This is a genomic window from Stenotrophomonas sp. YJH_SMC_12-1 (assembly GCF_059370935.1).
Window position 1 is genome coordinate 37,839 of record NZ_JCAFUD010000009.1, and the last position, 18,396, is coordinate 56,234.

The window sequence follows — 18,396 nt, forward strand, 5'->3', positions numbered from 1 at the left end:
TGGCGCTTATGCATGGATGCGCGCGCTGCTCATCGCAGGCGGTTGCTGGTGGAGACCAGATCGTTGTAGGCGTCCAGCAGAGTGGATTGCGCACCTTCCGGCGCCGAGGTGTCCCAGCTGCCGGAGGCCTTGCGCTCGGCAGCCAGCCCTTCGGCGGTGATCGGCTTGCCCTGCTGCAGACGCTCCACGCCGCGCCCGGCGGTGCGTACCAGCTTGTCCGCTGAACGCTGCACGTGGCCCCACATCGGGTCGTCCTTGCCCACCCCGGAGTTCTGGATTTCCGTCACCAGCGCCTGGTAATCGGCCAGCTGTACGCGCAACGCCGCCAGATCCGGTGCGTCGCCCTGGAAGGCCATGGCCAGCTGCTTGCCATCGCCCAGCAGGCGCAGATGGTAGTAGGCCAGCGAACGGCCTTCGCTCTCCTCGATCTGCTTCAGCTGTGCCGCGCGACGATCGTTCTCGTTCTTCTCCAGTGCCGCATCCAGTGCCTCGCTGGCCTTGAAGAACCCGGCGTAGGCCTGCATCAACGGCGCGTGCTGGCTGCGCAGGCCCTCACCGCCATCGCGGCGATAGTCCTCACGGGTGAAGTAGCCGTCGGCGCGTTCGATCAGCGCGTACAGCGACTGGAAGGCCTGCTGGTAGTCACGCGCCGGTGCATCCAGCGCGGTAGACGGGTTCTTTGCCAGCGCATCGGTCAGCGCCTGGCCGCAGTACTCCACGCGGTGCGACAGCACCTTGCCCGGTGAGCGCGGCTGCGTTTCCTTGCCGGTCGGACCGGCTTCGGGGTCCTTCATCCAGCCGGTGTAGGTCTGGAAGCCTTCGTGGATGGGCTGTTCAACGCCGTTGTAGCACTCGATGTAGGCGTTGACCTTCTCCAGGCCGGTATCGGCCGCCGCCGGCCCCGGCACTTTGTCGCAACCGACCGTACCGACCAGCGTGCCGAGCAGAAGAAGGGGAAGCAGGCGTACAGAAGCGTTCAAATCGATTCCTTGCAGAAAGAGGCGGTAGATATCCTCGCGCATGACGCAAGCACCCGCATCGGCGGCCTCGCAAAGGCCCTGCCGTTCGGAAGTGTGCGATGCGATGCGTCGCAATCGACCTGTTCGATTGCGACACAAATGACACGATGGACGCTGCGATTACTGGCGGTTGCTCTGGAAAACCAGCGAGTTGTATTCCTGCATCAGCTTGCTGGCAGAGCCGCGCGGCGCCATCGAGGGCGAATCCAGCATACGCCGTTCGAAATCGCTGTAGGGCGTCTTGCTGCTGACCCGGTGCAGCCGCTCCTTGCCTTCCCGACGGAAGTTCTCGGCTTCGCGCTCGAAGCTGTTCCAGTCCAGCTTGCCCGGCTCCTGGTCAGCCACCTTCGCATGCGCTTCGTCGGAAATGCGGTTGAACGCATCCAGACGCTCGCGGGCCTTGGCCTGATCGAAATCATCCTCGCTCATCAGATCCATGATGGCCTTGGCTTCCAGCATCATCGCCAGGCGGTAGTACTCGCGCGTGCGACCCTCGGCCTGCTCCAGTGCCTTGAGCTGCTCGCGCTGGGCGGCGTCGTTCTGGCGCTCCAGCTCGGCATTGAACGTTTCGCTGGCAGCCACGAAATCCTTGAAGGCGGCCATCAAGGGCGCGTGCAGCTGCTTGCCCTTGGCGAACTGGTCGTCTTCGTAGTCCTGGCGATCGTAGTAGTCGTGCGCGTCCTTGCTGATCGGCACCAGTGCCTTCAGCGCCTGCTGGTAGTGGCCGGCAGCAGCATCGAGTTCGGCCAGCACTGGCTTGGCAGCCATCGCCTCGGTCACCGGGGCATCGCACTGCTTCATGTCGTAATCGCTGATCTCGAACGGACCGTACACCTGTGTCTCGCGACCGGTCGGGCCGGCGGCGACATCCTTGATCCAGCGCGTATAGGACTCGATGCTGCCGTGGGTCTTCGAATCAAGCGCGTTGAAGCAGCCGATGTAGGCGTTGAGCTTGGCGGCCAACTGCTGCTGCGGGTCGGACGGCGCCGCGCTGGCGTCCGGCGTGCCGGAGGCAGCGGCGCCGCCCGCAGCGGCGGGTGCCTTGCCACCGCAGGCGGCCAGGATCAACGACAGCGAAGCGGCCAGCGCCGCGACGGAAAGAGTGCGTGACATGTGCTCACATCCCTGTTGAAAACGATTACAGCCGCACATTCTAGCGCAGCAGGCCGAAGGTCGCAGCCCTCGGCCTCTTCCGGCGACGTACGATCAATCCAGGAACAGATCCGGCAGCAACGGACGCGATGGATCCACTGCGTAGCCCGAAAGATCGGTGATACCCGCCTGCGCCAGCACGTCATCGTCGATCAGGAACTGGCCATGGAAGCCCGCCGCTTCGCGTACCAGCACCGCATGCGCGGCATCAGCCATGATCTGCGGCGTGCGGCAGCCGGCCGCATCCACGCCCGGGATCATGTTGATCGCATCGGTGGCGATGACCGTGCGCGGCCACAGCGCATTCACCGCCACGCCCTGCGGGCCGAATTCCGCGGCCAGGCCCAGGGTAACGAAGCTCATGCCCATCTTCGCCAGCGTGTAGCCGGTATGCGGTGCCCACCACTTCGGCTCCAGGCTGGGCGGCGGTGCAAGGGTGAGGATGTGCGGATTCGGCGCCTGCAGCAGGTACGGCAGGCAGGCCTGCGCGCACAGGAAACTGCCGCGCGCATTGACCTGCTGCATCAGGTCGAAACGCTTCATCGGCGTATCCAGCGTACCGCGCAGCCAGATCGCGCTGGCGTTGTTGACCAGGATGTCGATGCCGCCGAAGGTATCGACCGTGGCCGCAACCGCCGCGTGCACCTGCTCTTCCTCGCGGATGTCGCACTTCAGGGCCAGGCCCTGCCCGCCTGCCGCCGTCACCGCTTCAGCCGCGGTATGGATGGTGCCCGGCAGCTTCGGATTCGGCACCGACGACTTGGCCGCAATGGCCACGTTGGCGCCGTCGCGCGCAGCGCGCAGTGCGATGGCCAGGCCGATCCCACGCGAGGCTCCGGTGATGAAAAGCGTTTTGCCCTGCAGACTGCCCACGTTCCACACTCCAGCGTATGCAATGAGCCCCTAGTATGCCGCGCCGACGCGGAGTTCACCCGGCCTTGACGATACTCGGGCCTCCAGCCAACGCACGAGGTCCACGCCATGCGCCGTTCCCGCCTGTTGCTGCCTGCCTTGGGGCTTGCCCTGCTGACTGCCTGCCAGGGCCGTTCGCCGGAACCCGGCAAGGAGCCACCCGCCGGTGACGCGCCCAGCGCGGAGAAGGCCGCCGCCGACGGCAAGATGCGCTGGAGCGAGGCCGTGGTCTGGGATGGCGATCTGAACGCATGCCGCCAGGGCGAGAATGCCGCCACCCGGGATTGCCTGCGCGATGCGATGCGAGCGGGGGGAGCAAGCGCCGAGGCGATCACCGCGGCCGAGCAACTGTCCAGCGCCGGGGAACTGGCGTATGTCACCGCCTGGCATGAGAACGAGGGGCTGGGCATTGCCACGGTCGAGTATCCCTTCCGGGCCAACACCAACGAAGGCACCCGCCTGGTCGACGCCAGCGGCAAGCGCATCGATGTGGATGCCGTACAGCTGGACAACACGCTGCGTGCCGACCCGGCCGTGCAGGAGCTGTTGAAGGCCAACCCGCAGGCCACGCCGTTCGCGCCGGCGCAATCGGCCGGAGCGACACCGCTGGAGGGCGGCGGGATCCGCCTGCTGTACCGCACACCGCTGCGCGACTGCCACGCCTGCCCGGACGTGGGCCAGCTGCAGATCGCCTATGACTTCGATGCCAAGCGCAACTTCATCGGCCAGCAGGTGGTGCCGGCGACGCCGTAACCCGGAAACGCCGCGTGTCGCCGGGCATGGCCCGGCGAGCGCAGTGTCGAATCATCGGTACGCCTGCACCTGCTTCTGCAGCAGATGCGGCACGATCAACCTGTGCACGGGCGCGACCGGCAGCATGTAGAGGCGCCCGAATGCGTTATGCGTATGCACCACCGTCACCACTTCCAGCGCATCGCCCTGCCATTGCAGGGCCAGCTGTACGCGCAGGTGGCGATCATCGTCTTCCAGCACGATGGCATCGTCATCCAGCGACTGCAGGGTGAAGATGCCCAGCCGCTGGCCGGCAGCCGGATCGTCGGTGTCCTGCACCGCACGCAATGAGCCAAGGTGCTTCATCCCAAGCAGGCGCATGCCTTGGTTGCGCAGCGCCATCAGACCATCGAACCAACCGGGAATGCTCGCGGCCATGTCGCGATAGGCCTGCAAGGCCGAGCGCCCATCACGACGGGTGGTCGCATGGCACGCATGCACGAAATCCGCACCGGGCAGCTGAGTTCGCAGCACGCTGCCCGCGCTCGGCGGCGCGCTCATCACCTGCGATGCACTCACGGCTTCGGTCCCTGCCCCTCGTTGTCTTCCCAGTGCAGGATGCGGCGGGTGACGAAGCGGTAGACCGGCTTGCCGGTGGCGAACCACAGTTCGCGCACCCACGAGGTGCGCTTGAGCACGCGCTTCTCCACCGGGGTGAGTGATTCGCGGCAGTACATGCGCTTGTGCTTGAGCAGGTGGCGCAGGTCCTCGCGGGCCAGCAGCCGCATCCAGCGCGAGCGCGGGTTGCCGATCACCGCCAGCTGGAAGTCGATCAGCGCCGGTCGCCCATCTTCAGTGACCAGCCAGTTGGCTTCCTTGGCCAGGTCGTTGTGGGCCACGCCATTGCGATGCAGCTGCTGCAGCAGGCGACGCGCGGCGCGGAACCAGGCCAGATCGCCGCGCGGCGGACGCTGGTACATGGCATCGCCGGCCATGAAGCTGCGGTCGAGGTGGCGGCCATCCCAGGCCAGCAGCTGCGGCACATCGGCCATGCCATGGATATGGCGCAGCGCGCGTGCTTCGCGACGTGCAAGCCACCACGCGGGCAACCGCAGCCACAGCGGCGTGGCCCCCAGATCGCGGCGTACGAACGGGCCATCGGGCCCTTCAACCAGAAGGATCCGGCCGAAACTGTCGGCCTTCAAAGCACGGTGGGGAGCGTCTGGCGTATGCGGCATGACTCCATTCTAGGCGATGGCGCCGGTTGCAAACGGTCACGAAGCGGCTGGGAACCAGTCACCTTCACGCCCCTATAATCGGGCAATGGACTCTTCATGGATCGACGCCACGCTCGCGTGGATTGCCGCTCACCCCGTGCTGGCGGGCGCCGTTATCTTCCTCATCGCCTTCTGCGATGCGGTCATCATTCTTGGCGCCATCGTGCCGGCACTGCCACTGCTGTTCGCGGTGGGCGTGTTCATTGGCCTGGGCCAGATCTCCGGGCCGTACGCGGTGGCGGCTGCGGCATTGGGTGCGTTTGCCGGCGATGGCATCAGTTACTGGATCGGCCGCCGCTGGGGCGACCGCCTGCGTGGCGTGTGGCCGTTCAGCCGTTACCCGCAGCTGCTCGACCGGGGCGAAAACCTGTTCCGCCGCAATGCCTTCAAGAGCATCCTGGTGGCACGCTACGTCGGCGCGATCCGCCCGTTCGTGCCGGCCATCGCCGGCATGATGAAGATGCCCGCCAGCCGCTACGTGCAGGCCAGCGGCATCGCCAGCATTTCCTGGGCGGTGCTGTTCCTGGCGCCGGGCTGGATCCTCGGCGAAGCGTACGACGCGGTGGCTGCTGTGGCCGGGCGGCTGGTGGTGGTGGTCGGCCTGCTGGCAGTGATCCTTGGCCTGGTCTGGGCCATCGTGCTGTACGGCTACCGCTGGTCGGCCGCACGCATGGACAACTGGCTGGCACGCCTGCTGGACTGGTCCAACCGCCACCCGACGCTGGGCCGCTACACCGTTGGCGTGCTGGACCCGAAGCGGCGCGAATCGGTGCCGCTGGCGATGCTGGCGCTGATGCTGCTCCTGCTGGGCTGGGGCTGGTTCGCGCTGTTGACCGTGGTGGTCGCACACGGCGAGCCGCTGGCGATCGACCTGCTGGTGCACCAGGCCATGCTGGCGCTGCGCAATCCGCTGGCCGACTACCCGATGGCTGCGCTGGCGTCGCTCGGGGCCTGGCAGGTCCTGCTGCCAGCCACCGCCGCGGCGATGGGCTATCTGATCTGGCGCCGACGCTGGATGGCCGCTGCTCACTGGCTGGCGGCACTGGCCTTCGGCCTGGCGCTGACCATGCTGCTGGGCGCCACCGTGGATGTGGTGCGCCCGATCGACGCCAGCAGCGGCTTCGGCTTCCCGTCGGTGTCGGTGACCATGGCCACCATCACCTTCGGCTTCTTCGCGGTGCTGATCGCACGCGAGATGCCCGGCCGCACCCGCGTCTGGCCGTACCTGGTCTCGGGCATCGTGGTCAGCCTGATCGGCTTCTCGCGCCTGTACCTGGGCGCGCATTGGCTGAGCGACGTGATCGGCGGCATGCTGTTCGGCACGTTCTGGCTGCTGGTGCTGGGCATCGCCTATCGCCGCCGCTTCAACCGCTCGTTCTGGGTGAAGCCGGTGGCCTGGCTGTTCTACGGCGTCTTCGCCGTGGCGGCGATGTGGTACGCACCGCGCAACATCCCGGTGAAGCTGGAACGCTTCGAACCGACCCTGCCGGCCCCGCAGGCGATGGACATGCAGGCCTGGTGGCAGCACGACTGGGCCACGCTGCCGGCGCGCCGCAACGAGTTCGACGACGACCAGCGCTGGCCGCTGGACGTGCAGGTGGCCGGGCCATTGGCACCGCTGCAGGCGCAGCTGGAAGCGCGTGGCTGGAAGCGGCAGGAACAGGCAGGCTGGCAGCAGGCGCTGCTGATGCTGGACAAGAACACCGGCGCCGATGAACTGCCGGTGCTGCCGGCCACGCTGGACACCCGCGTGGAAGCACTGCTGATGGTGCGCCAGGGTGCGAAGCCGGACGAACGCTATGTGCTGCGCCTGTGGCCGGCACCCGCGCAGCTGCAGGCGGGCAACACGCCGCTGTGGCTGGGCAGTGCACAGACCCTGCGTTACGAACGCCACTTCGAATGGATCGGCATGTGGCACCCGCTGCGTGGCGTCGACCCGGCGTTGAACGCGGTGAAGGACGCCGTGCAGGGCCTGCCGCAGCGCGAGGACGTGCACAGCGAAACCGGGTTGCCGGTGCTGCGGTTGAAGACGACAACGCCCTGAGGAGGCCGCCGGGCATGACCCGGCGCTGCCGGAACACGACAGGTAGCGCCGAACCATGCCCGGCGGAGTAGATCCACGCCATGCGTGGATGACATTCCCCGCATGCATCAGCGTGTGCACCAAGGTGCACACCCACCCGAGGCAGGCTGCTACGGCATCCAGCCCAGCAACTGCTGCAACCGCTGGTGCGGGTCGTCCATCTGCAGCAGCTGCAGGCGCTGCTGCTCGCTCAGCGGCAGCAGTTCGGCCAGCCGCCAGCCAACCCAGCTGGCCTGGTCCAGCAACGCCGGATTGGCCGGCGCATAGGCCTCACCGGCCTGCTCGATGATGTGCCCCAGCACCGTGGCCAGCAGCGCATGCTGCGGCCGCAGCTCATCGTCGGGGTCTTCGTCGCACCAGCGCACGTCGGCCACCACCAGGCCGTTGTCGCGTACGCGGGTGCGCTCGACATGGAAGCGGCGGGTGCCTCGCAGGCGCAACTGCAGCACACCGTCGGCGCCGACATCGAAGTCTTCGATGCGTACCTGCACGCCATACGCTGCCGGTGTCGCCGGGGCTCCCACTTCCTGGCCGTCGAGGATCAGGCAGACACCGAAGCCCTCGCCACTGCGGCCGCTGTCGCGGACCAGATCCAGGTAACGCCGCTCGAACACGCGCAGGCCGACCGCTGCACCCGGCACCAGCGTGGTGTGCAGCGGAAACAGCGGCAGTGATGTGTCGCTGCTCATCGGGCCTGCAGCGCGGCGAGGAAGCGGCGCGGTGCGCCGTCGAAGCCCCCATTGGACATGAACACCACGTGGTCGCCGCTGCGCGCGCTGGCCTGCAACTGCGCCAGCAGCGCGTCGGTATCGGGCACCGCGTGCGCTTCGCCTCGCACTGCGGCGATCACCGCGGCCGCATCCCAGGCCAGTTCCGGGCGATGCAGGAACACCACCTCGTCAGCCAACGCCAGCGACGGGGCCAGCGCCTGCGCGTGAGCGCCCAGCCGCATCGAATTGCTGCGCGGCTCCATCGCGACCACGATGCGCGCGTCACCCACCTTGGCACGCAGGCCTTCCAGCGTGGTGGCGATCGCGGTCGGGTGATGGGCGAAATCGTCGTAGATGGTGATGCCGTCATGGCGGCCGATCACTTCCATGCGGCGCTTGACGCTGCGGAAGCGCGCCAGCGCAGGAATCACGTCGGCCGGCGCCACGCCCACCGCATGTGCGGCAGCCAGCGCAGCCAGGCCGTTGAGCACGTTGTGGCGGCCCAGCAACGACCAGTGCACATCGCCCATTGCCTGCCCGCGGTGGTGTACGCGGAAGGCGCTGCCATCGGCGGCCAGCAGCTCGGCATGCCATTCCAGCGACGGGTCGAAGCCGAAGCGCTCGACCGGGGTCCAGCAGCCCATCGCCAGCACTTCGGCCAGATGCGGGTCCTCGCCATTGACGATCAGTCGGCCACGCGCCGGCACCGTGCGCACCAGGTGGTGGAACTGGCGCTGGATCGCGGCCACGTCCGGGAAGATGTCGGCGTGGTCGTATTCAAGGTTGTTGAGGATGGCCACCAGCGGCCGGTAGTGCACGAACTTGCTGCGCTTGTCGAAGAACGCGGTGTCGTACTCGTCGGCCTCGACCACGAACTCGCGGCCCTGGCCCAGCCGGGCGGAGACGCCGAAATCCTCGGCGACGCCGCCGATCAGGAAACCGGGCGAACGACCGGCGCTTTCCAGCAGCCAGGTGAGGATGGTGGTGGTGGTGGTCTTGCCATGGGTACCTGCCACGGCCAGGGTGTCGCGACCCGGCAGTACCTGTTCGGACAGCCATTGCGCTCCCGAAATGTAGCGCTGGCCGGCGTCGAGCACGGCCTCAACGGCGGCATTGCCGCGCGAGAGGGCGTTGCCGATCACCACGTCATCGGTGCCGGCCGGCACGCTGTCGGCGCGGTAGCCTTGGTCCAGGGCGATGCCCAGCTGCTCGAGCTGGGTCGACATCGGCGGATAGATGGCCTGGTCGCTGCCGCTGACCGTATGGCCCAGTTCCCGCGCCAGGGCGGCCACGCCGCCCATGAAGGTGCCGGCGATTGCAAGGATATGTACGCTGCTCATGACCGAGGATTGTGACCGATGACGGCTGTATAGGGCCAATGTCCGCCCCCGGGTAAGACAAGTCCTACACGGGATGTGAGAAAACTCCAATCACCTGTCAGGGAATTCCCGATAGCGATGTTCTGTGAACCCGGACACAATTCGAACTGCCAGCCGCAGTACCCGAACCGGTCCTACTCCCCAAGAGGCCATCCCCAAGGGAGCTCATGCTGCGGGGCCCTGAGCAAGCCCTTCGCTGGCGCCTGTCAAACGACACAGGCCTGATCCTCACGGACCAGGCCTGTGTTTTTTTGCGCCCGAAGGGCCGGCAACAGACCGGCCCCGCCGGATCAACCCTTGATCGCCGCCAGGATGCGGGCTTCGATCTCGTCCAGCTCACCGACGCCATCGACGCGGGCCAGGGTGCCACGGCCGGCGTAGAAGTCGACCACCGGGGCGGTCTGGTCGTTGTAGACCTGCAGGCGCTGGCGCACCGCGTCCGGCGTGTCGTCGGCGCGGCCCTGTTCCTTGGCACGACCGGCGATGCGCTCGACCAGCAGCTCGGTGGCCACGTCCAGCTGCACCACGGCATCCAGCGGCTGGCCGATCTTGGCCAGCAGGCCGTCCATCGCATTGGCCTGGGCCACATTGCGCGGGTAGCCATCAAGAATGAAGCCCTTGGCGACATCGGGCTGGGTCAGGCGCGACTCCAGCATGCCCAGCAGGATGTCATCCGACACCAGGTTGCCGGCATCCATCACCGTCTTGGCCTGCTTGCCCAGCTCCGTGCCCGCGGCGATTTCCGCGCGCAGCATGTCACCGGTCGAAATGTGGGCGATCCCCAGCTTTTCCTTCAGGCGCGTCGCCTGTGTCCCCTTGCCCGAACCGGGCGGTCCCAACAGAACCAATCGCATTGACCTGACTCCAACGTGTTGAAAACAAAGAAGGTTCGCGTCCCGGACGGACCGGTATCGCTGCACCGCAATAGCGCCACTTTACCGCATCCGGGTAATGTCCCTGCAATGTCCTTTCCCCCGAGCAGGTAGACGCATGCGCAACGGTACTCTCCTCTACGCCCAATCCGGTGGTGTCACCGCGGTCATCAACGCCACGGCGGCGGCAGTGATCGAGCAGGCCCGGGCCAAGGGCATCAAGGTCCTGGCCGCGCGCAACGGCATCCTCGGCGCGCTGCGCGAGGAACTGATCGACACCAGCAAGGAGAGCGCTGCGGCCATCCGCGCCCTCGCCCATACCCCGGGCGGCGCCTTCGGCTCCTGCCGGGTCAAGCTGAAATCGCTGGACGCCGACCGCGCCCGCTACGACCGCCTGCTGGAGGTGCTGCGCGCGCACGACGTGCGCTGGTTCCTCTACAACGGCGGCAATGACTCGGCCGATACCGCGCTGAAGGTCTCGCAGCTGGCCAAGGCCTCCGGCTACGACCTGACCTGCATCGGCGTGCCCAAGACCATCGACAACGACCTGGCAGTGACCGACACCTGCCCCGGCTTCGGCTCGGCGGCCAAGTACACCGCGGTGTCGGTGCGGGAAGCGGCACTGGACGTGGCGGCGATGGCCGAGACCTCCACCCGCGTCTTCATCTACGAGGCGATGGGCCGCCACGCCGGCTGGCTGGCCGCGGCCGCCGGCCTTGCCGGCAACGGCGATGACGAAGCGCCGCACATCATCCTGCTGCCCGAACGCGCCTATGACGAGGCGGCGTTCCTGGCCAAGGTGAAGGCCGTGGTCGAGCGCGTCGGCTACTGCGTGGTGGTGGCGTCGGAGGGCATCGCCACCGCCGATGGCCGCTTCGTCGCTGACGCTGGCGGCGGCAAGGACTCGTTCGGCCACTCGCAGCTGGGTGGCGTGGCCGCGCACCTTGCCGGCCGGGTCAAGGACCAGCTGGGCCTGAAGGTGCACTGGGCGCTGCCCGACTACCTGCAGCGCTCGGCCCGGCACCTGGCCAGCAGGACCGACTGGGAGCAGGCGCAGGCGGTCGGCAAGGCCGCCGTGCAGCTGGCGCTGAAGGGCCAGAACGGCGTGATGCCGGTGATCGTGCGCAGCAGCGATGCGCCCTATCGCTGGAAGATCGAGGCGGCGCCACTGTCGAAGATCGCCAACCATGAAAAGAAGATGCCCGCCGGCTTCATCCGCCGCGACGGCTTCGGCATCACCGCCAGGGCGCGGGCCTACCTGTCGCCGCTGATCAAGGGCGAAGCACCGCTGCCGTATGGCGCCGACGGCCTGCCGAAGTACGTCACCCTGAAGAACGTGGCGGTGAAGCAGAAGCTGCCGCCGTTCGAGGGCTGACCCGAAAAAGGGGACGGAGGGGATTAAGTCGCATACGCCCCTCTGTCATCTCCAACAGCGTCAGTAGTGGGTCGGATGCGACTTAATCCCCTCCGTCCCCTTTTAGTGGAGGCACACCATGGCATTGCGTGTTGTTCGACTCGGTACGCCGCGCGTGCCTGGCGAGGGCCTGCGCATCGGCACCGTGCGGCGGCCGCCGCGCGGCGTGCCGCGCAGCGAGTTCGCCCAACAGGACTGGTACGACGTCTGGTTCCCGACCCTGTCACCCAGCGCGGAACTGGTGAAGCGGGCGCATGAGGCGAAGACGGCCGCCGACTGGACCGCGTTCTTCCGCCACTACAAGGCCGAGATGAAAGCGCCCGATGCCGCCCATGCACTGGACCTGCTTGCCGCACTGTCGCAGCACAACGACATCAGCGTGGGGTGCTACTGCGAGGATGAGGCGCACTGCCATCGCAGGGCTTTGCGCGAGCTGCTGGTGGCGCGCGGGGCGACGCTGGCGGAGTGATGATTGCAGGGTTGCCGGCCAGCGGCCGGCACTACCCGTGGATGACCGCGTGGGTACACCGCCCACGCAAAATTCAATTGCAGGCCTTGCCTTCCACCTGCAGCTGCGCGGCGAACATCGTTACCTGCGGAATCTGGCCGGCAGCGGCCTGCTTCCTGGCCTCTTCCAGATAGATGCGTGACTGGCCCTGACCGTCCAGCTCCACCTTGTTGGTCGACGGCAGCCGCCACACGCGCACCACCGCCTGCTGCGCCGGGCACGCGGCGCTGGGCACGCGGATCACATCATTGAGCTTCCAGCCCTTGTCGGCACTTGGCTGCGCCTTGGCGTAGTCGACGAAGCGCGCGCGTGGCTGGCATTGTTCGCTCGTACGCACCGCAGAGAAGCGGTACGGCTCGGCCGCCTGCCCGGTGAAGGCGCCTTCCAGGCGCGCACAGGCCTCGGGGATCTGCCGCAGCGTATGCACCGCCCCTACCGCCTGCGGAGCGCCCACGGCGCGCTGTAGCTCCGGGGTTTCCGCGGCGAGCGCCGGTACAGCCGGGACCAGGGCGGCAAGCATCAACAGGGACAGGCGCATGGGGGATCTCCTTCAGGACTCCACGCAGGCTTGCAGAGGCTGGCTTAACGGGGTGCAAAGGCCGGTGGCTCTCGAATCAAGCCCATTGACTGGCGGCATGCGCTGCGGCTCGCAGAAGCCAGTCGAGCACGGCTCGACTCTACAGTGCGCGGCACGCATACTGCGGGCACCAGGGAATGCTGAACACCGCCATACGTCGGACGACCGCCAAGGTCGGTACGGGTTGGTTCCAGGCTGCAGCCCGTCGTCCCCCTCGTGGTGCCGTTCATCGCCACTGGATGCCTACATCCATTCTGCGGAGGGGTCTAATGCTGGAACGTCACGGGCTGTCACTGGCGCTGGGCTGCGCCATTCTCGCGATCCTGTTCGGAATCGTCTCGGCGCGCTGGATCCTGCGCCAACCCACCGGCAATGAACGCATGATCGCGATCGCCACGGCGATCCAGGAAGGTGCGCGTGCCTATCTCAACCGCCAGTACCTGACCATTGGCGTGGCCGGTGTGGTGCTGTTCGTGCTGGTCGGTGTGTTCCTCAGCTGGTACACCGCGATCGGCTTCGCGGTCGGCGCGGTACTATCCGGCGCGGCCGGCTACATCGGCATGAACGTGTCGGTACGCGCCAACGTGCGCACTGCCGAAGCTGCACGCCACGGCATCAGCGCCGCAATGGACGTCGCCTTCCGCGGCGGTGCCATCACCGGCATGCTGGTGGTCGGCCTCGGCCTGCTGGGCGTGGCCGGTTACTACGCGCTGCTGCTGCGCATGGGCCTGCCGATGGAACAGGCGCTGCATGCGCTGGTCGGCCTGGCCTTCGGCTCGTCGCTGATCTCGATCTTCGCGCGGCTGGGCGGTGGCATCTTCACCAAGGGCGCCGACGTCGGCGCCGATCTGGTCGGCAAGGTGGAAGCCGGCATTCCCGAGGACGACCCGCGCAACCCGGCGGTGATCGCCGACAACGTGGGTGACAACGTGGGCGACTGCGCCGGCATGGCCGCCGATCTGTTCGAGACCTACGCGGTGACCGTCATCGCAACGATGCTGCTGGGCAGCCTGATGCTGGCCGAGGCAGGCGCCAATGCGGTGCTGTATCCGCTGGTGCTGGGCGGCGTATCGATCATCGCCTCGATCATCGGCGCGCTGTTCGTCAAAGTGAAGCCTGGCGGCTCGATCATGGGCGCGCTGTACAAGGGCGTGATCGTCTCCGGCGTGCTGGCCGCCATCGCCTTCTACCCGATCACTACCGGCCTGATGGGTGACAACGTGCACGGGCCGATGGCCCTGTACGGCTGCGCGTTGATCGGCCTGGTCCTGACCGGGCTAATCGTGTGGATCACCGAGTACTACACCGGCACCCAGTACAAGCCGGTGCAGCACGTGGCGCAGGCCTCGACCACCGGCCACGGCACCAACATCATCGCCGGCCTCGGCATCTCGATGAAGTCCACCGCGCTGCCGGTGGTGGCCGTGTGTGCGGCGATCTGGGGCGCGTTCGCGCTGGGTGGGCTGTACGGCATCGCCATCGCCGCCACCGCGATGCTGTCGATGGCCGGCATGATCGTCGCTCTCGATGCCTACGGGCCGATCACCGACAACGCCGGTGGGATTGCCGAGATGGCCGAGCTGCCCTCGGAGATCCGCGACATCACCGATCCACTGGATGCGGTTGGCAACACCACCAAGGCGGTGACCAAGGGCTATGCGATCGGTTCGGCCGCACTGGCCGCATTGGTGCTGTTCGCGGACTACACGCACAACCTGCAGGCTGCACATCCGGGGCAGGAATTCCGCTTCGACCTCAGCGACCACACGGTGATCATCGGCCTGCTGATCGGCGGCCTGATTCCCTACTTGTTCGGTGCGATGGCGATGGAAGCGGTCGGCCGCGCGGCGGGTGCGGTGGTGGAGGAAGTACGTCGCCAGTTCCGCGAGATCCCCGGCATCATGCAGGGCACCGGCAAGCCGCAGTACGACAAGGCGGTGGACATGCTGACCCGCTCGGCGATCCGCGAAATGATCGTGCCCTCGCTGCTGCCGGTGGCGGTGCCGGTGGTGGTCGGCCTGCTGCTGGGGCCACGCGCACTGGGTGGCCTGCTGATCGGCACGATCGTGACCGGCCTGTTCGTGGCCATTTCGATGACCACCGGCGGTGGCGCCTGGGACAACGCCAAGAAGTACATCGAAGATGGCCACTTCGGCGGCAAGGGCAGCGAGGCGCACAAGGCTGCGGTGACCGGCGATACCGTCGGTGACCCGTACAAGGACACGGCCGGCCCGGCGATCAATCCGCTGATCAAGATCATCAACATCGTCGCGCTGCTGCTGGTGCCGCTGTTGTAGATCCACGCCATGCGTGGATGACGGCCTCGATGGGGTCAGAGCCCTTTCCTGGGGAAAGGGATCCGAGCCCACCGTCAATCACCGCCCGCGCAGGAAGAACGACACCGGCACCATCACGTCCACCGGGTCGCCGGCCACTTCGGCCGGCGGCGCCGGTACCGGGCTGGCGCGCTGCACGGTGTCCAGCGTCTCCTGGTCAAGCAGCGCGAAGCCACTGCTGCGGCCCAGCTTCAACCCCGAGACCGCGCCATCGCGGGCCACGGCAAAGCGCACGTAGACCACGCCCTGCTGGCGCAGCCGCTCGGCCTGGCGCGGATAGCGGCGATGCTTCTGCAGGTGCCCCAGCAGGCGACCTTCCCAGCTTGCCTCGGCGCGACTGCGCTCACCCGCCGTGGTCTGCGGTGCGGCGTAGCGCGCGGCGGCGTCAGCGGCCACCTGTGGCGGTGCGCTGGTCTGCGCGACATTGGCGTCGGCGACATCCGGCGAGGGCGTCGGCTCTGGTGTACGCGGCGGTGGCAGGTCACCCTGCGGCTGCACCGGCGCCTTCGGTTGCTCGCGCAGGGCCGGCTTCGGCGCCTGCCGCTGCTGTTGCTGCTGCAGTGGACCGGTGGCGACCTCGCGCGGCGGCACCGGCGGTGCCTGCGCCATCGGTGCCAGTTCCAGCATCAGCGCGGCGGGCGGCGCCGTCGCAGCCAGTACCGGTGCGCGCGTCGCCCACCAGCAGGCCGCGCCGATCAGCAGCGCGTGCACCAGCAGCACGATCACCAGGCTGGTCGCCCAGCGCCGCAATCCGCTCATCGCGCGCCTTGCTCCAGTCCAACCAGTGCCACCTTCAAGTAGCCTGCGCCACGCAGCGCGTCCAGCGTCGCCATCAGTTCACCGTAAGGCACGCGGGTATCGGCACGCAGGAAGATGCGCTGCGCGGTGTCGCCGTGGGTGGCCGCCTGCAATGCAGCGGCCAGCCCGTCACGCGCCACCGCCTGCTCGCCCACGCGCAGCGACAGATCGGCCTGCACCGTCACATACACCGGCGCCTGTTCGGGCGGCGTGGCACTGGCGCTGCTGGCCGGCAGCTGCACGGGCACTGATACGGTGGCCAGCGGTGCGGCTACCATGAAGATGATCAGCAGCACCAGCATCACGTCGATGAAGGGCGTGACGTTGATCTCGTGTGCTTCTTCCGGTGCGTCGTCGCGGTCGGACGCGGTCCTGATCGCCATCGTCGCGCCTCAGTGCACCGCGCGCAGCGGTGCCGCTGCGGTACGCGGCACGGCACGATCAAGATCGCGCGAGACCAGCTGCTGCACGGCCGCCGACAGATCGCCGAGCAGGCCCCGCAGGCCGGCCAGCACGCGGCTGAAATGGTTGTAGACCAGTACCGCGGGAATCGCCGCGACCAGGCCGAGTGCGGTCGCCAGCAGGGCCTCGGCGATGCCGGGCGCAACCACCGCCAGGTTGGTGGTGTTGCTGTGTGCGATGCCGATGAAACTGTTCATGATGCCCCACACCGTGCCGAACAGGCCGACGAAGGGCGCCACCGCGCCGATGCTGGCGAGCACACCGATGCCACGCCGCTGCACGCGCGCGGTCTCCAGCTCGATGCGGTCCAGGCGCGAGGCGATGCGCTCCTTGATGCCGTCGCGACTATCCAGATCCTGCGACAGACGCAGTTCGGTGCGTGCTGCGTCCAGCATCGCCAGCGCGGTGCCCTGCTGCAGGCTTGCCTCTTCGCTCTGCGGCGGCAGCTGTGCGGACTGCAGCAACAGCGCGCGCGCCGCACGCAGCTGCCGGGCCTGGCGCGTCAGTTCCCAACCCTTGGCCAGCAGTATGGTCCAGGTGGCCAGCGACGCCAGTGCCAGCGCGATCATCACGGCCTTTACCACCACGTCGGCGGCCAGGTACATGCCCCACGGGGTCAATGCGGGGGCGGCCACGGGGACCAGGTCAGCAGGCAGCATCGTCTCGGTTTCCATCAGCATCAGGGGTCGCTGCGCGACGACGGGCCGCGCGCGGATCATTGGCGTCGTCCACTTCCACGACCGGATGGGGTTCCAGCCGCGGTGCCGGTCGGCTCAGCACGTAGCCGGCGCTGACCGCGAAGAACAGGCCCACGCCCAACAGCAGGCGCCAGGACGGGTGCGCGCCCCAGCAGAACAGGGCAAAGCCCAGCGCCATGCCGGCACTGGCAAACGCCTTGCCCTTGCGCGATACCGCGCCCTGCTCGCGCCACAACCGCAGCGACGAGCCGTAGCGCGGATGCGCCAGCAGGCGCTGCTCGAACTTCGGCGAGCTGCGCGCGAAGCAGCCCACGGCCAGGATCAGGAAGATGGTGGTCGGCATCACCGGCAGCAACGCGCCGATCACCCCGAGCCCGACCATCAGCCAGCCCAGCGCGAACCAGAGCCAGCGCATCAGCGCTGCACCTGTGGGCGTGCGCCGTGCATCAGGCGAATTCCACTTCGACGTGGCCGTGCACGCTGCGGAACGCGGCGTCGGCCGCATCGATCACCTGCTGCTCCTGCTCGGCACTCAGCGGTACCGCGTCCAGCGCCGCGGTGAACTCACGCCAGTGGCGCGCCGCGCCATCCGGATGCGCGGCCAGGTGGCGGGCGCCAAAATCACGGTCCAGGCCGAGCTTGGCAGCCATCTTGTACAGAATGGTGCCGCCCAGGTTGGAGCCTTCAGCCACGTACAGCCAGCCCAACGCGGCGGGCAGTTCCAGATCGAACGGCAACGCCGCGATGTCAGCCCCCGGCAGGGTCTGCTCCAGGTCCTGCAGGTCGCGCGCGACCTGGGTCAGGCGGCGGCGCTCGCCCAGGTCCGGCAGCAGTGCGTCCAGCGCAGGGTTGGCATACAGCGCATCGATGCTGCGGTGGAAGCGATACTGCACGCGCAGGAAACGGGCGAAATTGCTACGGTCGGCGAAGATGTCGCCGGCCATGATGCGCTTGTCCAGGGCACCGTGGCTGTCGCGGGTGGCGGCCTTGAGCCGCAGGCTGCGGCTTTCTTCAGGGGCGATGTGTGCGTTCATGGGGGAATGCCAAGGGGTCGTCGTGCTGTAGACGTCTGCCACGGGGCTTTCCCCAAGGCCGTCTACACCGATAATGGGCCATCCCCTTGTCCATCCGGAACCGACGATGATCACCACCGAACCGCGCATGACCAACCTGTTCCTGCAGCTGGGCCTGGATGCCAGCGCCGAGGGCATCGCCCGCTTCATCCGCGAGCACCAGCTGGCCACCGATGTCGAAGTGGTCGAAGCACCGTACTGGAACGATGCCCAGCGCCAGTTCCTGTCCGAATCACTGCAGGCCGATGCGGCATGGACCACGGTGGTGGATGAGCTGAACGAGTCGCTGCACGAAGATGCGGTAAAGGCTTCGAGCGGGCTGTAAATAGACGCCGGGCGTGGCCCGGCGCTGTCGATTGCACGGCAGAAGCGGTGCGGACCAAGGTCCGCACCC

20 protein-coding genes are annotated in these 18,396 nt (G+C 67.6%); 6 read left to right on the forward strand and 14 right to left on the reverse strand.

The window, feature by feature from the left end:
• Positions 1-29: 29 nt before the first annotated feature.
• The 3 genes from AC5P8Y_RS16685 to AC5P8Y_RS16695 form a co-directional block, all read right to left on the reverse strand.
• Positions 30-980, reverse strand: a complete 951-nt coding sequence (locus tag AC5P8Y_RS16685) for a YiiG family protein (RefSeq protein ID WP_495202098.1) — start codon at positions 978-980, stop codon at positions 30-32.
• Between the two features lie 159 nt (positions 981-1,139).
• Entirely contained in the window at positions 1,140-2,132 is a 993-nt protein-coding gene (locus tag AC5P8Y_RS16690; protein WP_049431194.1) for a YiiG family protein, read from the reverse strand.
• 93 nt (positions 2,133-2,225) lie between these two features.
• Positions 2,226-3,044, reverse strand: coding sequence for an SDR family oxidoreductase (locus AC5P8Y_RS16695; RefSeq protein ID WP_005410913.1), 819 nt, complete (start codon positions 3,042-3,044; stop codon positions 2,226-2,228).
• Between the two features lie 108 nt (positions 3,045-3,152).
• Between AC5P8Y_RS16695 and AC5P8Y_RS16700 the strand changes: the two genes are divergently transcribed.
• A complete protein-coding gene (locus tag AC5P8Y_RS16700) occupies positions 3,153-3,836 on the forward strand; it encodes a hypothetical protein (protein WP_049403917.1) in 684 nt (227 codons plus the stop codon).
• Between the two features lie 51 nt (positions 3,837-3,887).
• On the opposite strand, the gene AC5P8Y_RS16705 is transcribed toward AC5P8Y_RS16700, so the two are convergent.
• Positions 3,888-4,394, reverse strand: a complete 507-nt coding sequence (locus AC5P8Y_RS16705; protein ID WP_033834484.1) for a DUF2867 domain-containing protein — start codon at positions 4,392-4,394, stop codon at positions 3,888-3,890.
• Positions 4,391-5,053, reverse strand: a complete 663-nt coding sequence (locus tag AC5P8Y_RS16710) for a serine/threonine-protein kinase (RefSeq protein ID WP_049403914.1) — start codon at positions 5,051-5,053, stop codon at positions 4,391-4,393. The genes AC5P8Y_RS16705 and AC5P8Y_RS16710 overlap by 4 nt, the downstream gene beginning before the upstream one ends.
• An 85-nt stretch (positions 5,054-5,138) precedes the next feature.
• Between AC5P8Y_RS16710 and AC5P8Y_RS16715 the strand changes: the two genes are divergently transcribed.
• On the forward strand, positions 5,139-7,136 hold the full coding sequence (locus AC5P8Y_RS16715; protein WP_033834485.1) for a bifunctional DedA family/phosphatase PAP2 family protein: 1,998 nt from the start codon (positions 5,139-5,141) through the stop codon (positions 7,134-7,136).
• 149 nt (positions 7,137-7,285) lie between these two features.
• Here AC5P8Y_RS16715 and AC5P8Y_RS16720 read toward each other — a convergent pair whose 3' ends face one another.
• The 3 genes from AC5P8Y_RS16720 to AC5P8Y_RS16730 form a co-directional block, all read right to left on the reverse strand.
• Positions 7,286-7,864, reverse strand: coding sequence for an LON peptidase substrate-binding domain-containing protein (locus tag AC5P8Y_RS16720; RefSeq protein WP_012481182.1), 579 nt, complete (start codon positions 7,862-7,864; stop codon positions 7,286-7,288).
• Positions 7,861-9,225 carry a UDP-N-acetylmuramate:L-alanyl-gamma-D-glutamyl-meso-diaminopimelate ligase gene (gene mpl / locus AC5P8Y_RS16725; protein ID WP_024957120.1) on the reverse strand — a complete coding sequence of 455 codons (1,365 nt, stop codon included), beginning with the start codon at positions 9,223-9,225 and terminating at the stop codon, positions 7,861-7,863. Before mpl ends, AC5P8Y_RS16720 begins: the two co-directional genes overlap by 4 nt.
• Positions 9,226-9,554: 329 nt before the next feature.
• Positions 9,555-10,118: an adenylate kinase gene (locus tag AC5P8Y_RS16730; protein ID WP_033835617.1), complete on the reverse strand. Its 564-nt coding sequence runs from the start codon at positions 10,116-10,118 to the stop codon at positions 9,555-9,557.
• A 136-nt stretch (positions 10,119-10,254) separates the two neighbouring features.
• On the opposite strand from AC5P8Y_RS16730, the gene AC5P8Y_RS16735 reads away from it, so the two are divergent.
• Both AC5P8Y_RS16735 and AC5P8Y_RS16740 read left to right on the forward strand, forming a co-directional pair.
• Positions 10,255-11,511 (forward strand): 6-phosphofructokinase, encoded by a 1,257-nt coding sequence (locus AC5P8Y_RS16735; RefSeq protein WP_005410921.1) that lies wholly within the window; start codon positions 10,255-10,257, stop codon positions 11,509-11,511.
• A gap of 118 nt (positions 11,512-11,629) precedes the next feature.
• Positions 11,630-12,019 carry a DUF488 domain-containing protein gene (locus AC5P8Y_RS16740; protein WP_033835619.1) on the forward strand — a complete coding sequence of 130 codons (390 nt, stop codon included), beginning with the start codon at positions 11,630-11,632 and terminating at the stop codon, positions 12,017-12,019.
• Between the two features lie 73 nt (positions 12,020-12,092).
• On the opposite strand, the gene AC5P8Y_RS16745 is transcribed toward AC5P8Y_RS16740, so the two are convergent.
• A complete protein-coding gene (locus AC5P8Y_RS16745; RefSeq protein ID WP_012481186.1) occupies positions 12,093-12,596 on the reverse strand; it encodes a hypothetical protein in 504 nt (167 codons plus the stop codon).
• 308 nt (positions 12,597-12,904) lie between these two features.
• Here AC5P8Y_RS16745 and AC5P8Y_RS16750 point away from each other — a divergent pair, with 308 nt between their 5' ends.
• Positions 12,905-14,932 carry a sodium-translocating pyrophosphatase gene (locus AC5P8Y_RS16750; RefSeq protein WP_005410924.1) on the forward strand — a complete coding sequence of 676 codons (2,028 nt, stop codon included), beginning with the start codon at positions 12,905-12,907 and terminating at the stop codon, positions 14,930-14,932.
• 78 nt (positions 14,933-15,010) lie between these two features.
• On the opposite strand, the gene AC5P8Y_RS16755 is transcribed toward AC5P8Y_RS16750, so the two are convergent.
• Genes AC5P8Y_RS16755 through AC5P8Y_RS16775 form a run of 5 tightly spaced genes read right to left on the reverse strand, consistent with a single transcriptional unit; the run spans position 15,011 to position 17,963 of the window.
• Positions 15,011-15,730 carry an energy transducer TonB gene (locus AC5P8Y_RS16755; RefSeq protein ID WP_231522123.1) on the reverse strand — a complete coding sequence of 240 codons (720 nt, stop codon included), beginning with the start codon at positions 15,728-15,730 and terminating at the stop codon, positions 15,011-15,013.
• Positions 15,727-16,152, reverse strand: a complete 426-nt coding sequence (gene exbD / locus AC5P8Y_RS16760; protein WP_005410926.1) for a TonB system transport protein ExbD — start codon at positions 16,150-16,152, stop codon at positions 15,727-15,729. Before exbD ends, AC5P8Y_RS16755 begins: the two co-directional genes overlap by 4 nt.
• Before the next feature lie 9 nt (positions 16,153-16,161).
• Complete coding sequence (exbB, locus tag AC5P8Y_RS16765; protein WP_049403908.1) at positions 16,162-16,890, reverse strand: tonB-system energizer ExbB; 729 nt, start codon at positions 16,888-16,890, stop codon at positions 16,162-16,164.
• Entirely contained in the window at positions 16,877-17,344 is a 468-nt protein-coding gene (locus AC5P8Y_RS16770) for a YbaN family protein (protein WP_049453128.1), read from the reverse strand. The genes exbB and AC5P8Y_RS16770 overlap by 14 nt, the downstream gene beginning before the upstream one ends.
• Before the next feature lie 31 nt (positions 17,345-17,375).
• Positions 17,376-17,963, reverse strand: a complete 588-nt coding sequence (locus AC5P8Y_RS16775; RefSeq protein ID WP_033835623.1) for a biliverdin-producing heme oxygenase — start codon at positions 17,961-17,963, stop codon at positions 17,376-17,378.
• A 106-nt stretch (positions 17,964-18,069) separates the two neighbouring features.
• Here AC5P8Y_RS16775 and AC5P8Y_RS16780 point away from each other — a divergent pair, with 106 nt between their 5' ends.
• Positions 18,070-18,327 (forward strand): DUF2789 domain-containing protein, encoded by a 258-nt coding sequence (locus tag AC5P8Y_RS16780; protein ID WP_005410930.1) that lies wholly within the window; start codon positions 18,070-18,072, stop codon positions 18,325-18,327.
• Positions 18,328-18,396 lie beyond the last annotated feature (69 nt).